This window comes from Streptomyces colwelliae, assembly GCF_048158785.1.
Classification (GTDB): domain Bacteria; phylum Actinomycetota; class Actinomycetes; order Streptomycetales; family Streptomycetaceae; genus Streptomyces.
Window position 1 is genome coordinate 1 of record NZ_JBLTJC010000282.1, and the last position, 13,638, is coordinate 13,638.

Genomic DNA, 13,638 nt, shown 5'->3' on the forward strand with positions numbered 1-13,638 from the left:
CCCACCTCGCGCTCGCTCCCGACCTGCCCGCGCCCCGCGCCGGTGGCGACGCCAGCAACGCGCGCTGGGCGCCCGTCGAAGAGCTGCTGCAACAAGGCGGGTTCGGACGCGACGGCGATCCGGTGGCCAAGGCCGCGCTGATCACCGAGGCGGATCTCGAGGACGACTGGACCCAGGTCGAGGACGCCGCGGGCTGGGGCGACAAGCTGGTCATCGGCAAGGTCGACGTCGCCGACTTCCTCACGGCGAAGACGAACGCCGCCGACTGCCAGAAGCTGCTCGACGCGCTCTACGACGACGATCTCCTCGGCAAGCCGTCCGGCGCGTCCGCGCTGACCGGGTTCGAGCAGGACGACTCCCGGCTGCTCTACCAGGTCGCCGCCTACGACCGGGCCAAGCTCGGCGCCTCCCTGAACTGGCTGAAGACGCTTCCGGAGAAGTGTGACCAGTTCACCGCGACCGACTCCAAGGGTGGCCATCGGACGGTCCAGGTCATCGAGGACCCGGTGCCCTCCGTGGGCGACGCCCGCCAGGGTCTCCAGGTCACCGTCACGGGCACGAGCGGCAGCGAACCCACCACGCTCACCCTCCAGTTGGCCGTCGTCCGGGTCGGTACCGACGCGATCACCGTCACGTCCGGCGGCCTCGACGGCACGGAGACCGACACGACCGAGGCCGCCGTGCGGAACGGCACCGAGCACCTGAAGGACGTCCTGGCCGGACGGACGCCGCCCGCCCAACCCGGCGACGTGGACTGACAGTTGACCGGGTCCGCCGCTCCCGAAGGACATCCGTCAGAAGATTCGCCCCGATGGTCGCGAGCTCTTGGGCCGAGTGATCACCTGACGGCACAATGGAGTTGACGGCCGGACCTGCGACAAGGAGCCAAGACGTGAGTGACAGCGACACCCCGGCAGAGGGACCGACCCGGCTCAACACCGGTGTGGCGCACAACGCCCGCGTGTGGAACTACTGGATCGGCGGCAAGGACAACTACGAGATCGACCAGCGGGTCGGCGAGCAAGTCGCCGGAATGTTCCCGGTGATCCGTGAAGTGGCGCGCGCGGACCGGGACTTCCTCGGCCGGGCGGTGCGCTTCCTCGCCACCGAGCGCGGGGTGCGGCAGTTCCTCGACATCGGTACCGGACTGCCCACGGTCGACAACACGCACGAGATCGCCCAGCGCGCCGCACCCGACGCGCGCATCGTCTACGTCGACAACGACCCGCTGGTGCTGATCCACGCCCGCACCCTGCTGACGAGCACCCCCGAGGGCGTCACCGACTACATCGACGCGGACGTGCACGACCCGGCGGCGATCGTCCAACGGGCCGCCGACACACTGGACTTCGACCGGCCCGTCGCGGTGATGATGCTGGGCATCCTCAACTTCATCCTCGACACCGAGGACGCCCGGCAGGTCGTACGCAAGGTCATGGCCGCGGTCCCCTCGGGCAGTTTCCTCGTCCTGACGCACCCGACCTTCGACGCCGACCTCGGCGGCGAGGGCAACGTCCCGGCGATGACGTTCTGGAACGAGAACGCCACTCCCCCGATCACCGCCCGCGGCCGCGCCGACGTCACCGCCTTCTTCGAGGGACTCGACCTCCTCGACCCGGGCCTGGTGCCGTGCTCGCGGTGGCGCCCGGACTCCGACTCCCCGGCCGTGGTACCGCAGTTCGGAGCGGTGGCCGTGAAACCCTGACGGAGACGCCGACCGTGCAGGACGCGACCGTGGAGGACGTATGACCACCCTTGCCGACCCCCTGCCAAGCGGCCGTCCCGGCGAGGTCGAGCGCGCCACCGCGCTGGCCGCGGAGCTGACCGGGCGGGGTGTGCACGGGATCGTCCTGGCCTACGTCGACACCGCGGGCGTGGGCCGGGTGAAGACGGTCCCGACCGCGAAACTCGCCTCGGCGGCGGCCTGGGGCGTCGGCATGTCCCCGGTGTTCGACACGTTCCTGGCGAACGACTCCATCGTCACCACCGACGTCCTCGGCTCCCCGGACGGCGATCTGCGCCTCTACCCCGACCTCGACCACCTGGCCGTCCTGTCCGGACAGCCCGGCTGGGCCTGGGCCCCGGTCGACCGCGTCACCCAGGAGGGCGAGCGCCACCCCGGATGCAGCCGAACCTTCCTGCGCCGTACGGTCGTTGACGCGCAGCGGCTCCACGGGCTCACCTTCCGGGCGGGCATCGAGATCGAGTGGTCGCTCGGCCTGGCCACCGCACCCGACGGCGCGTTCGTCCCCGCCACCTCGGGACCGGCCTACGGCGCCACCCGACAGGTCGAACTGAGCGACTACGGCGCCGAGTTGCTGTCGGCCCTGGCGACCCAGGGTGTCGACGTGGACCAGTTCCACCCCGAGTACGCGGCCGGGCAGTTCGAGCTGTCGGTGGGCGCGCTCGACCCGGTCGCGGCGGCCGACCGCAGTGTTCTCGTACGGCAGACGATCCGCGCGGTGTCCGGGCGGCACGGCCTGCGCGCCTCGTTCACACCGGCCGTCTTCGCCGAGGGCGTAGGCAACGGCGGCCACATCCACCTCTCCGCCTGGCGCGACGGCGTCAACCTGCACACCGGAGGCGACCGCCGCTACGGCATGACGCCCGACGCCGAGTCCTTCGCGGCCGGCGTCCTCACCCACCTACCGGCCCTCACCGCCGTGACCGCGCCCAGCCCCGCCAGCTACTTCCGCCTCCAACCCTCCCAGTGGGCAGGGGTATTCACCGCCTGGGGCCGCGAGACCCGCGAGGCCGCGGTACGCGTCGTCACCGGCACGGCAGGCCAACGCGCCCAGGCGGCGAACCTGGAAGTGAAGCCGGTCGACCTGGCCGCCAACCCGTATCTCGCCCTCGGCTGCCTGATCGCCGCCGGCCTCGACGGCCTGACCACCGCAGCCGCCCTGCCCGAGGAGACCACCGGAGACCCCGCGCACCTCGGCGCACCGGAGGCGAAGGCCCGAGGCGTACGCCGGCTTCCGACCTCCCTCACCGAGTCCGTCGCGGAGTTCCGCAAGGACGCGCAGCTGAGGGCCGCGCTTGGACCGGTCCTCGCCGACGCGGTGATCGCCGTACGACAGGGCGAGATCGCGGCTGTGGCGGAACTGGACGACGAGCAAGTGGCTGCCGTGTACCGCTGGAAGTACTGACGATGGCCACTGGACCGGTCCACGAGGCGCTCGCCGCGCTGGAGTTGGTGGACCACCACTGCCACGGAGTCGTCACCGACGACCTGGACCGGACGGCCTTCGAGTCACTCCTCACCGAGGGCGACGTCTGGCCCGGCAGCGGGATCTCGCCGTTCGACAGCCCGGTCGGTATCGCCGTACGCCGTTACTGCGCACCGGTGTTGGACTTGGAGCGGCACGCGCCCGCCGACGAATACCTCGCCCGGCGAGCCGAGTTGGGGCCGCACGAGGTGAACCGACGCTTCCTGGCTGCCGCGGGCACCGGCGTCTTCTGCGTCGACACGGGATTCACGCCGCAGCACATCACGTCGCCCGCCGAACTCGCGGAGGCGGCGGGCGCGGTCGCGCATGAGGTCGTACGACTTGAGACGGTCGCGGAGTCCGTGGCCGCGCGGGGCGTCGAACCGGACGGGTACGCCGACGCGTTCCGGGCCACCGCGCTGGACGCGGTACGGCGGCCGGGGGTGGTGGCGGTGAAGTCGGTGGCCGCGTACCGGACGGGGTTCGATCTCGACCCGGCCAGGCCCTCGGACGCCGAGGTGACCGGGGCCGCCCGCGTCTGGCTGGCCCGTGGTGGGCGGCTCGAAGACCCGGTCCTGGCACGGCAGTTGCTGTGGACCGCGATCGACCTGGGGCTCCCGCTCCAACTCCACACGGGGTTCGGCGACAACGACATCCGCCTGCACCGCACCGACCCCGCCCTGCTCACGGACTGGCTGCACCTGACCGCCGGGACGATCCCGGTGCTGCTTCTGCACTGCTGGCCGTATCAGCGTCAGGCCGGATACCTGGCGGCCGTCTTCGAACAGGTGTACCTGGATGTGGGGCTCACCCTGCACCATGTTGGACCGGTCCGGGCCCGGGCGGTGCTGGCGGAGGCGATGGAGATCACACCGTTCCGCAAACTGTTGTACAGCTCCGACGCCTATGGTCTTTCGGAGTTCTATGGGCTCGGAGCACAGGCGTTCCGCCGGGGACTGGGGGATCTGCTCCAGGACCGGGTGGACGCCGACGAACTGGGCCTGCCTGACGCGCTGCGCCTGGCACGCTGGGCGGGGGCCGACAATGCCCGCCGGGTCTACCGGCTATCCGACGGACACTGAAAGTATGATCAAGCAATGTCTGACATGACCGACACCACGCCCGGTTGGCTGTCCGCCGACGACCTCGAACAGGCACGCGCCCGCATGCCGATCCTCTACGTCGAAGCGGTGCCCGTCCGCGTCGACGACAACGGGGAGGTGACCAGCATCGGCCTGCTGCTGCGCATCGGCCCCGACGGCACCGTCAACCGCACCCTCGTCTCCGGCCGCGTACTGCACCACGAGCGGGTCCGCGACGCGCTCCTGCGCCACCTGGAGAAGGACCTCGGCCCGGTCGCGCTGCCCCGGATCCCGACCTCGCTCCAGCCGTTCACCGTCGCCGAGTACTTCCCGACGCACGGCGTCACGCCGTACCACGATCCCCGCCAGCACGCGGTGTCCCTCGCCTACGTCGTGCCGGTCACCGGCGACTGCCGGCCCCGGCAGGACGCTCTCGACCTCGTCTGGTTCAGCCCCGAGGAGGCCGCCTCGGAGGCGCTGCGGAGCGAAATGCCGGGCGGGCACGGGGTGTTGCTCAAGCAGGCGCTGGCGCACGTGGGTTGTGTGTCCTGACGGAGGTCCTGACGGAGGCTCTCAGCCCGTGACACCTCCTTCCGTGAGGCCCGCGAGGACGCGGCGCTGGAGGACGAGGTAGACGAGGACGAGCGGCAGGCTGGTCAGCACCACATGGGCGAACACCAGGTTCCAGCTGACACCGTGCGTGGACGAGGAGGCGAAGGAGTACAACGTCAGCGGCAGCGTGGCCGACTGGGAGCCACGCAGCAGGAACAGGGCGAAGTAGAAGTCGTTCCAGACCGAGATGATCAGCATGACCGCGCCGGTGAAGAGCACCGGGGTGAGCACGGGCAGCACGATCCGCCAGTAGATCTGCCACTTGTTCGCCCCGTCCAGCTGCGCGGCCTCCTCGAAGTCGTGCGGAAGGGTCCGTACGAAGCCGGTGGCCAGGAAGATCACCACCCCGAGCCGGGTGCCGGCGATCACCAGCATGTAGCCGAGACGCGATCCGTTGAGGCCGAGCTGGGTGAGGACATAGATGGTCGGGATGATCGCCGGGGGCAGCACGATCGACAGGGCGGACGTGTAGTACGCGAACCGCAGCGCCCGGGAGTCGGAACGTGCGTACGCCCAGGCCGCCATGGAGCCGAGCAGCAGCACGGCGAGGATCGTCGGAACGGCCAGCAGCGCGCTGTTGCGCAGGCCGGTGAGGTACGAGCCCTTGTCGATCACCGTGTGGTAGTTCGCCCCGGCGCTCCAGTGCTCGGGCCAGCTCATCGACAGGACGCTCGCATCGCCCTGTGTCTTGAGGGAGTTGACGATCAGCAGCCAGAACGGGACGAGGATCCAGGGGATCGCGAAGAGGGTCAGGCACGCGTACCGGACAACTCCCCTGGTCTTCAAGGCGATCGCGCTCACATCGGCACCTCCCGCCGGCGCAGCCAGCTCATCAGCGGGACCGCCGTGACGATCACCATCAGCGTGACGACGAAGCCCAGCGCGCTCGCCGTACCGAAGAAGCTCTGCCCGTACTGGGTGTAGACGGCGACGTTGAGCAGGGTCGTGGCGTCGCCCGGGCCGCCCGCGGTCGTCGAGAAGACCACGTCCAGCGCGCTGAACGCGCCGACGAGGGAGACGACCACGTTGAAGGTCACCGCCGGTGCCAGCAGCGGGAGTTTGACCGACCAGAAGCGGCGGACCGCGCCGGCTCCGTCGAGGGTCGCCGCCTGGAGGAGCTGCTCGGGGATGCGGTTGAGACCCGCGATGTAGACCAGGGTGATCAGGCCGCTCAGCTTCCACGCGTCGATGGAGGCGACCGCGAGCAACGCCGTGGTGTCGTGGCCGAGCCAGGCGTAGTGGAACTCGCCTGGCAGGACGGCCGAGAGGAAGGCGTTGAGCGGACCGTGCGCGTTGAGGACGGCGGCCCAGATGTAGCCCGCGGCCAGCGGCGAGATCAGCACGGGGATGAAAAAGAGCGAGCGGAAAAGGGAGTTGACACGGTTGGTGCGTTGCAGAGCCGTGGCCAGGGCGAGCCCGATCGTGTTCTGTACGGCCATGGCGGTGATCGCGTAGACCGCGGTGACCGTGATCGCGTGCTTGAGGATGCCGAGTTGGTTCAGGAGCTTGAAGTTGGTGAGCCCGGTCCAGGTGATCGTGTCGCTGTAGCCGGTCCACTGCACGAACGCGAAGAAGGCGTTGGCGAGGAACGGCAGCACGAAGAAGACGAGGACGAGGGCGATGGACGGCAGCGCGAAGGCGTACGGGTGCAGCCTGCGACGGGGGCGGTTGGCCGCCAACGGCCGGTCGTCCGGGGCGAGTTGGCCTACCGGGACGGCTGCGGTCGGGGACGCGTCGTGCAGTGAGGACGTCATACGTCGGTCACCGGTCCCGCGTCACTGCTTGGCCGCGGCGGCGGCCTGGGTGTAGTAGGTCTGCATCTTGTCGGCCACCTGTTGCGGTGTCTCCTGTCCGGCGAGGAGTTTCTGGGCCTCGGCGCCGAAGCTGCTGAAGCCGGGCAGGGGCGAGTTGAAGGAGAGCGTGGCGCCCTTGTCGTAGGCCGACTTGACGTCCTGGAGGAGGCCCTGGAGCTGGGGTGTCGCCGTTCCGGAGAGCGTGGGGATGATCTTCGCCTCCTTGATGTAGTCGGCGTAGCCGGCGCCGGTGACGTAGTCGATGAAGTCGACGGCGGCGCGTTCCTTCTTGGAGTCTCCGGTGCTCGGGACGTAGTACGTGCCCAGCGGGCTCGGCGCGTAGTTGGTGACCGGCTTGGTGGCGGAGACCCCGACGAAGCCGACTGCCGCGTCGACCTTGGCGGTGTCGTTGTCCGCGTCGGAGTTCAACAGGCCGATGGAGTCGGAATTGTTGGCGACCATGGCGGCCTTGCCGCTCAGGACCGCCTTGAAGGAGTCCTCCCATTTGGCCGTGTTGGCGTCGGAGTTGAAGCAGCCCGCCTGGCGGAGCGAGTCGTAGGCCTTGAGTCCGGCGACGAACGGGCCGTTCGGGTCGTTGAGTTGGGCTGTGCCGTCGAGGATCGACTTGTCGTAGGCCTGGTCGGTGTTGGACTCGGCGAGGTAGTTGAAGGCGCTGAGGATCTGCGGGGGCCACTGGGAGCCGCCGGCCTCGAAGATCGGCGTGACGCCCGGCGTCTTCGCCTTGAGGGTCTTGCAGTCGGCGGCCAACTCGGCGTAGGTCTGCGGGGGTTGGAGGCCCGCCTCGGTGAAGACCTGCTTGTTGTAGAAGATGCCGTCGACGGACAGGGAGCCGACGGTGGCCGCGTAGACCTTGCCGCCGACGTTGCCGGAGACGTCCGCGAGCGTGCCCTCCTTCTTCACGAAGGGCAGTGCACTGAGGTCGATCATGTTCTTGGCGGCGTTGAGGGAGAGCACGTCGACCTGGTTGCCGTGCCATTCCAGGATGTCCGGGCGGGCTCCGGTGGCCCACTTGGTCTGGACGGTGCTCGGGAAGCTGTCGGCGGGGATGTCGACCAGGTCGATCGTGTTGCCGGACTTCTTCTCATAGGCCTTGTACAGGTCCAACAGGGCTGTCGGGTCAGCGGTGTTGTGCCAGAGCGTGAGCGTCACTCCGGTCGGCGCCTTCCCGGAGGTGTCGGCCACCTTGCCGGACTGCGCCGAGTCGTCGCCGTTCGCACAGGCCGAGGCCGTGAGACCGATGACGAGGGCTCCGACGAGCAGGCCGTGACGCCGTCTGTAACCGTTCATGCCGTGCACTCCCCTTCACTGCGGCTCCGAGAGGGGGGTCACACTGGCACGGGCCGGCTCGGGACCGTCCACCTCCGGATCGAACGCTTAGCTTTCAAGACGTGCACGCACGACCGGAGTTGTGGACGGACGGGACCGACGTGGTGAGTCAGGCGGGGTCGCCCGCGCTGCGCTGGCTGGTGCCGGGTCGGCCGTTGTCCCGCTGCCACTCGACGACCAGTTCGTCCTTGGTGCCGAAGCGGACCAGATGGCGGCCCACCACGTCTTCGAGCCGGTCGAGGAACTCGGGCTCCGCCTCCACCGCGAGCAGCAGCGCCCCCTCGGTGGCGGTCATCGAACCGGTGCCGTCCTGGAACACGAGACGGCCCGTGCCGGTCTCCTCGTCCCAGCTGGTCTCGCTGCGACGGCCCAGGTGGGAGGCGAGTTGCTTGGCGTAGCGCTGCGGTCGGTCGGTGGCGACGCGGGCTTCGGAACGGGACATGGACGACTCCTGGGTGGCGCGGATACGCGACGGTGGCGTGGATGCGGATCGTTGACGCGGATAGGGAACGTTGACGCGGACGCTGAACGAGTCGATGGTGCCGGAGAGTCGGGCCGACCGCGCGGTTACGCCACCCGTCGTGTGCCGCAACGTATGGATGCCTTCTGGGGCGCCTTCACTTCCTAGACGCGGGCACTCCGTTTCCGTCATGTTTCCCAGGGGCCGGCTCCGGTCTGCGCGCGGTGCCTGTCCCGTCTCCGTCGGCTCTCTGTCCGCTGTCACCAGGAGGACGTATGCGTCTGGCACCGCTCCAGGAGTTGAACGCGGACCAGGCCGTGTTCCGCGACCGGCTCGTCGCCCAACGCGGCGGAGTCCACGGGCCGTTCGAGGTCCTGCTGCGCAGCCCGCGCCTCGGCGACCGGATGGAGGCGCTGAGCACGTACTGCATGCGCGACTCGGCGCTCCCGCCGCGACTGCGGGAACTGACCCTCCTCGTCGCCGCGCGTCACTTCGACGCGCAGCACTCGTGGAACGCCCATCTCGGCAAGGCAGTTGCGGCCGGACTGGAACCCGCGGCGCTGGACCGGCTGGCCCGCGGCGAGGACCCGCGCTTCGACCGCGCCGACGAGAGGGTCCTGCACCGGTTCGCCGTCCGGGCGTTGACGGTCCACTTCGTCGACGACGACACGTACGCCGCCGCGCTCGCGGAGTTCGGCGAGGCCGCGCTGGTCGATCTGGTGATCGCGCTCGGCACGTTCGCGACCCTCGCCCTGGTCCTCAACACCTTCGAGGTGGACCTGCGGCCCGACCAGGAACCGCCGTTCCCGGACATACGCGGCTTCCAGCACATCGGCCCCGACCAGGAGGAACGTTGACCGCGCCGCACGAAGAGCCCCTCGACACCGGCGCACCGCAGGAGCCCGGACGACTACGGGCAGGTGTCGTCAGAACCGACATCACCCCCACGGACCTGACCGGCCTCCATCCGCTCCCCGGCACGTTCTCCGGCGTGCACGACCCGCTGTTCCTGCGCGCCCTGTACCTGAGCGACGGCGGGACCGAAGTCGCCCTGGTCTCCCTGGACTTGATCGAGGCCGGCGACATCACACCGGTGCGCGAGCGCATCGAACGCGAACTCGGCATCCCCACCGACCACATCGTCATCACCGCGACCCACACCCACAACGCCCCCCGGATCGCGGACGTCTCACCCGGCGCGCTGGCCCACGCGGGCGGCCCGGAGTCCTTCGCGTACACGGAGGTCGTCTACGGCCGGATCGTCGCCGCCCTCCGCGAGGCCAGGTCGGCCGCCCGCCCGGCCCGCTTCGGCATCGGTGCCGGAACCGCCGACGTCAACGTCAACCGCGAGGAGTACGTCGACGGCCGGTGGACGCTGGGCCAGAACCCGGCGGGGCCGTCCGACAAGACGGTCTGGGTCCTCAAGTTCGAGTCCCTGGACGGCGATCCGATCGCCCTCCTCGTCAACTACGCCGTCCACTCGACGGTGGTGCTCGGCACCGGGGAGGTCAGCGGAGACCTGGCCGGGGCCGCCTGCCGTTACCTGGAGGGGAGTTACGACGGTGACGTGGTCGCCCTGTGGACCGTCGGCGCGCTGGGCGACCAGGATCCGCGCGTGAATATCGGGGTGCCGTTCGGTGTCGCTCCCACCGAGCGGCAGAAGAGCCGCGCCTACGCGGCGATGGAGGCGCAGGGCCTGATCGTGGGCGCGGAGGCGTTGCGCGTCGCGGACGGGATCGGTGAGTTGACGCATGCGGTGCGTATCGGTGCGGGGCAGCGCACGGTGGCGTGTCCGGTGAAGGCCGGCCAGGACGTCATGGAGACCATGAGGCAGGAGCTCGTCGACTCCGTGCCGCTGCGGCTGGCCCTCGTCAAGCTCAACGAGGTGGCGCTGGCGGGCGTGTCCGGCGAGGTCGTCACCGACATCTACCGCCGCCTGCGCGCCGAATCACCCCTCGCCCGCACCCTGTTGATCTCCATCGCCAACGACCGCATCGGCTACCTCCCCGACGACGCCCGCTTCGACCGCCCGGTCCACTCGGTCAACGGCTGCCCGATCGCCCGGGGTCACGTCGAGGACACCATCGTCGACGGGGTGGTGGAGTTGATCTCCGAGCAGCTGCGGGCCGCACGGTGAGCACGCGGCTGCGCGCGGGAGCCGGGCGGGCGGCCGTGGACCTGCCGGCCTCGCTGTTCCCCGTCGACGGTTTCACCGCGGTCCACGATCCCCTGCGTGTACGGGTGCTCGTGCTGGACGACTCGACAACTCGCCTCAGCATCACGGTCATTGAGCAGACATCGATCTTCGACGACCAGCTCGCCCGTACGAAGGAGATCCTCCATCAGGTCTGTGCCGTGGACCCGGCGAACGCGCTGGTCGTGGCGAGCCACACCTTCTCCGCCCCGCACATCCAGCCGCCCGGTCGCGCGCCGGAGGGCGAGGAGGAGCGCAACGCCCGCCTGGGCAGCGCCGTGGACGACGCGCTGGCACGGGCCGCGGCCGACGCCGTACGGACCCTGCGCCCCGCCCGCACCGGCTTCGGGCTCGGCTCCTGCCGCGTCAACGTCCAGCGCGACGTGCGTACTTCGCACGGCTGGTGGCTCGGCGCCGACGACAGCGGCCCGACCGACGACAGCGTGGGCGTCCTGCGCATCGACGCCGTGGATGGCGTTGACGGCGTTGACGGCGTTGACGGCCATCCGATCGCCGTGCTGGTGAACCACGCCGTCCAGTCCTCGGTACTGAACGGCTCGCTCACCCGCTCCGGCGACCGCGAGATCACCGCCGATCTGGCGGGCGCGACCGCGACCCGCGTCGAACAGCGCTACGGCGACAGTACGGTGGCCCTGTTCCTGGTCGGCGCGGCCGGCGACCAGGCCCCCTACCTCACCGCCGTCCGCACCACGGTCGACGAGGACGGCGGACTGCGCCGATCCGACGCCCAGGAGGCTGGACACGCCCTGGTCGATCTGCTCGGCGAGCGCCTCGCCGACGAGGCGATCCGCGTCGCCGAAAGCACCCGCACCACCGAACCGACAGTGCCGCTACGGGTGGTGCACGACAGCGTCGAGGTCCCGGCCCAACTCCCCCCGGCGGGCGGCCTGCACGCCCTGCGCCCCACGACCCGCCACGCCTTCACCGCCGACGGATCCTCCGAGGCGCCGGTCGTCGTGGCCAGGATCGGCGACACCGTACTCGCGGGACTACAGGCCGAGTTGAACGCCCGCACCGGTCTCGACGTCAAGGCCGCGTCGCCGTTCCCCGCCACCTGCGTGGTCACCATGGTGAACGGCGCCGCCAAGTACATGGCGGACGCCGGGAGTTACGACCGGATCACCTACGAGGCGATGAACTCCCGGTACGCGAAGGGCGCGGCCGAGACCGTCACGGCGCGTCTCGTCGAGCTGCTGCGGGAACTCCGGTCCCCCGGCAGCACGCCAAGACACGGCCGGTCAGGGTGAGTTGGTGCCCCCTCACGCCACAGCACCGTTCCTCGTCGCAGTGACCGCCACCGTGGCATAGCGCATGGTGAAGCCGCCGCCCATCTTGTCGACGGCGGCCCCGACGCCGTCCAGGAGTTCCGCCAGCTGGTCCTGCGGCAGTCGGGTCAGCAGTCCGATGGTGGGCAGTTGGTCCAGCCACGTGTCGCGGGTGTAGGTCCGCTCCCAGTCGAACCGCCACTCCTCCGAGTCGCTGAACCCGCCCGCCGTACGGAACCCGTCGGCGGCCTTGGCGAGCATCGGCGCGTAGGCGACCTCGGGCGGACCGGACATCCACCGAAGGTCGACCGGCGCCTGGGGCACGACCCGCTCATAGACCTCGGCGAAGGCTTCCGCGATGTCCGGCGGGAGTTGGAGGACGTGCCAGAACACGGCGAGCCGTCCGCCGGGCCGGAGTACCCGCGCGGCCTTGGCCGCCCCCGCGACCGGATCGATCCAGTGCCAGGCCTGGGCCGCGACCACCGCGTCGAACTGCCGCCCTGCCGGATCCCACGCCTCCAGGGTCGACACGTCGACCTCCACCCCGAGTCGCCGCGCCACCTCGGCCATCCGCGCGTCGGGCTCGACCCCGAGCACCCGGCAACCCGCCGCCTGGAACTGCCGTGCCGCGATGCCGGTCCCGCAGCCGGCGTCGAGGACGTCGGGCCCGGGACTGCTCGTGGCGATCCGCTCGATCAGGGCGTCGGGATAGCTGGGCCGGGCGCGCTCGTACCGCTCGGCGTCGGTCCCGAACGACTCCGCGATCTGCCGGGCCCGATGCGAGTCCCCCACGGTGAGCCGCGGCCCCTCGGACCGCTCCGGTTGCTCGCCGTCCTCCAACTGTCCGGTCCGCTCAGGTCGTTCGGGCTGTTCAGAAGGGTTAGTGGGCATGTGCCCACCATAATGGGCACCTGCCCACTCGTCTACGGTTGGGCACGCGCCCACTTGGCCGGGCGGGCGCGGAAGGAAGGACGCACGGTATGCCGACAGGGGTGGCCCTGCGCGATCCGCGGGAGCAGCTGTTCGACGCCGCCGAGCGGATCCTGCTCCGGGACGGGCCGAACGCGCTGACCAGCCGGGCGGTGACCACGGAGGCGGGCTGCGCCAAAGGCGTCCTGCACCGGCACTTCACCGACTTCGACGCCTTCCTCGCCGAACTCGTCCTGGACCGCGTCGCCCGCCTCGACGCCCAGTCCACCGCCCTGCACGATGCCGCCGGGACGGGCACCGTCGCCGACAACCTCACCGGCGCGCTGTCGAACCTGTTCGGTTCGGTCGCGGTGGCCGTCGTCGGTCTGGTCATTTCCCGCGACGCCCTGCGCACCCGACTGCGCCGCACCACACCGACCGGCATCCCCCTGCTGACGGAAGCCACGGCGATGTTCGCCTCGTACCTCACGGCGGAACGCGACCTCGGCCGCATCGCACCGACCGCCGACATCGACACGCTCGCGCGCACCCTGATCGGAGCCGGGCACCTGCTGACCGCCGGCCAGACGGGCACCCCGCCGGAGCCCGAGGCCTTCCACCGCATTGCGACCACCGTCCTCGCGGGCGTGACCCAGGCGCCGCCTTCGACGTCGGTGACCTCCTCGGTCACCGTGTGCTCGACCTGGATGCGCGGGTTCATCTCGATGAAGACGTGGTTGCCGGCC

General features: G+C 70.3%; 13 protein-coding genes and 2 pseudogenes. 9 read left to right on the forward strand and 6 right to left on the reverse strand.

The features are described 5' to 3' along the window. Positions 1-23: 23 nt before the first annotated feature. The 5 genes from ACNFOC_RS39045 (at position 24) to ACNFOC_RS39065 (ending at position 4,843) form a co-directional block, all read left to right on the forward strand. Positions 24-758: a hypothetical protein gene (locus ACNFOC_RS39045; protein WP_416963767.1), complete on the forward strand. Its 735-nt coding sequence runs from the start codon at positions 24-26 to the stop codon at positions 756-758. A gap of 134 nt (positions 759-892) precedes the next feature. Beyond that, the gene (locus tag ACNFOC_RS39050; RefSeq protein ID WP_416963756.1) at positions 893-1,705 is read left to right on the forward strand and encodes an SAM-dependent methyltransferase; all 813 of its coding nucleotides are present in this window, start codon (positions 893-895) and stop codon (positions 1,703-1,705) included. Between the two features lie 40 nt (positions 1,706-1,745). Further along, positions 1,746-3,149: a glutamine synthetase family protein gene (locus tag ACNFOC_RS39055; RefSeq protein ID WP_416963757.1), complete on the forward strand. Its 1,404-nt coding sequence runs from the start codon at positions 1,746-1,748 to the stop codon at positions 3,147-3,149. Positions 3,150-3,151: 2 nt separating this feature from the next. Continuing rightward, a complete protein-coding gene (locus tag ACNFOC_RS39060) occupies positions 3,152-4,291 on the forward strand; it encodes an amidohydrolase family protein (protein ID WP_416963758.1) in 1,140 nt (379 codons plus the stop codon). A gap of 24 nt (positions 4,292-4,315) precedes the next feature. Then, positions 4,316-4,843, forward strand: a complete 528-nt coding sequence (locus ACNFOC_RS39065; RefSeq protein WP_318020245.1) for an NUDIX hydrolase family protein — start codon at positions 4,316-4,318, stop codon at positions 4,841-4,843. A gap of 21 nt (positions 4,844-4,864) precedes the next feature. Here ACNFOC_RS39065 and ACNFOC_RS39070 read toward each other — a convergent pair whose 3' ends face one another. From ACNFOC_RS39070 to ACNFOC_RS39085, 4 genes are all read right to left on the reverse strand, one after another. After that, positions 4,865-5,704, reverse strand: coding sequence for a carbohydrate ABC transporter permease (locus ACNFOC_RS39070; protein WP_416963759.1), 840 nt, complete (start codon positions 5,702-5,704; stop codon positions 4,865-4,867). Continuing rightward, the gene (locus tag ACNFOC_RS39075) at positions 5,701-6,657 is read right to left on the reverse strand and encodes a carbohydrate ABC transporter permease (RefSeq protein WP_416963760.1); all 957 of its coding nucleotides are present in this window, start codon (positions 6,655-6,657) and stop codon (positions 5,701-5,703) included. The genes ACNFOC_RS39070 and ACNFOC_RS39075 overlap by 4 nt, the downstream gene beginning before the upstream one ends. A gap of 21 nt (positions 6,658-6,678) precedes the next feature. After that, positions 6,679-8,004: an ABC transporter substrate-binding protein gene (locus ACNFOC_RS39080; protein WP_416963761.1), complete on the reverse strand. Its 1,326-nt coding sequence runs from the start codon at positions 8,002-8,004 to the stop codon at positions 6,679-6,681. A 148-nt stretch (positions 8,005-8,152) separates the two neighbouring features. Continuing rightward, the gene (locus ACNFOC_RS39085) at positions 8,153-8,485 is read right to left on the reverse strand and encodes a DUF2218 domain-containing protein (protein ID WP_416963762.1); all 333 of its coding nucleotides are present in this window, start codon (positions 8,483-8,485) and stop codon (positions 8,153-8,155) included. A 293-nt stretch (positions 8,486-8,778) separates the two neighbouring features. Here ACNFOC_RS39085 and ACNFOC_RS39090 point away from each other — a divergent pair, with 293 nt between their 5' ends. Genes ACNFOC_RS39090 through ACNFOC_RS39100 form a run of 3 tightly spaced genes read left to right on the forward strand, consistent with a single transcriptional unit; the run spans position 8,779 to position 11,965 of the window. Next, positions 8,779-9,360 carry a carboxymuconolactone decarboxylase family protein gene (locus tag ACNFOC_RS39090; protein WP_416963763.1) on the forward strand — a complete coding sequence of 194 codons (582 nt, stop codon included), beginning with the start codon at positions 8,779-8,781 and terminating at the stop codon, positions 9,358-9,360. Further along, positions 9,357-10,640, forward strand: coding sequence for a neutral/alkaline non-lysosomal ceramidase N-terminal domain-containing protein (locus ACNFOC_RS39095; protein ID WP_416963764.1), 1,284 nt, complete (start codon positions 9,357-9,359; stop codon positions 10,638-10,640). Before ACNFOC_RS39090 ends, ACNFOC_RS39095 begins: the two co-directional genes overlap by 4 nt. Then, a complete protein-coding gene (locus ACNFOC_RS39100) occupies positions 10,637-11,965 on the forward strand; it encodes a hypothetical protein (RefSeq protein ID WP_416963765.1) in 1,329 nt (442 codons plus the stop codon). Before ACNFOC_RS39095 ends, ACNFOC_RS39100 begins: the two co-directional genes overlap by 4 nt. Positions 11,966-11,977: 12 nt before the next feature. Here the strand turns inward: ACNFOC_RS39100 and ACNFOC_RS39105 are convergent, their stop codons facing one another. Further along, positions 11,978-12,874: a class I SAM-dependent methyltransferase gene (locus ACNFOC_RS39105; RefSeq protein ID WP_416963766.1), complete on the reverse strand. Its 897-nt coding sequence runs from the start codon at positions 12,872-12,874 to the stop codon at positions 11,978-11,980. Positions 12,875-12,963: 89 nt separating this feature from the next. On the opposite strand from ACNFOC_RS39105, the pseudogene ACNFOC_RS39110 reads away from it, so the two are divergent. Continuing rightward, positions 12,964-13,548: pseudogene (locus ACNFOC_RS39110) on the forward strand (TetR/AcrR family transcriptional regulator); the annotation flags it as partial. An 8-nt stretch (positions 13,549-13,556) separates the two neighbouring features. Here ACNFOC_RS39110 and ACNFOC_RS39115 read toward each other — a convergent pair. Continuing rightward, positions 13,557-13,638: pseudogene (locus ACNFOC_RS39115) on the reverse strand (ATP-binding protein); the annotation flags it as partial.

What these genes read in the sequence shown, in the direction of transcription:
- ACNFOC_RS39105 (WP_416963766.1), bottom strand. Translation starts at nt 12,874, where the DNA reads ATGCCCACTAACCCTTCTGAACAGCCCGAACGACCTGAGCGGACCGGA.
- ACNFOC_RS39055 (WP_416963757.1), top strand. Translation starts at nt 1,746, where the DNA reads ATGACCACCCTTGCCGACCCCCTGCCAAGCGGCCGTCCCGGCGAGGTC.
- ACNFOC_RS39090 (WP_416963763.1), top strand. Translation starts at nt 8,779, where the DNA reads ATGCGTCTGGCACCGCTCCAGGAGTTGAACGCGGACCAGGCCGTGTTC.
- ACNFOC_RS39085 (WP_416963762.1), bottom strand. Translation starts at nt 8,485, where the DNA reads ATGTCCCGTTCCGAAGCCCGCGTCGCCACCGACCGACCGCAGCGCTAC.
- ACNFOC_RS39075 (WP_416963760.1), bottom strand. Translation starts at nt 6,657, where the DNA reads ATGACGTCCTCACTGCACGACGCGTCCCCGACCGCAGCCGTCCCGGTA.
- ACNFOC_RS39080 (WP_416963761.1), bottom strand. Translation starts at nt 8,004, where the DNA reads ATGAACGGTTACAGACGGCGTCACGGCCTGCTCGTCGGAGCCCTCGTC.
- ACNFOC_RS39060 (WP_416963758.1), top strand. Translation starts at nt 3,152, where the DNA reads ATGGCCACTGGACCGGTCCACGAGGCGCTCGCCGCGCTGGAGTTGGTG.
- ACNFOC_RS39065 (WP_318020245.1), top strand. Translation starts at nt 4,316, where the DNA reads ATGACCGACACCACGCCCGGTTGGCTGTCCGCCGACGACCTCGAACAG.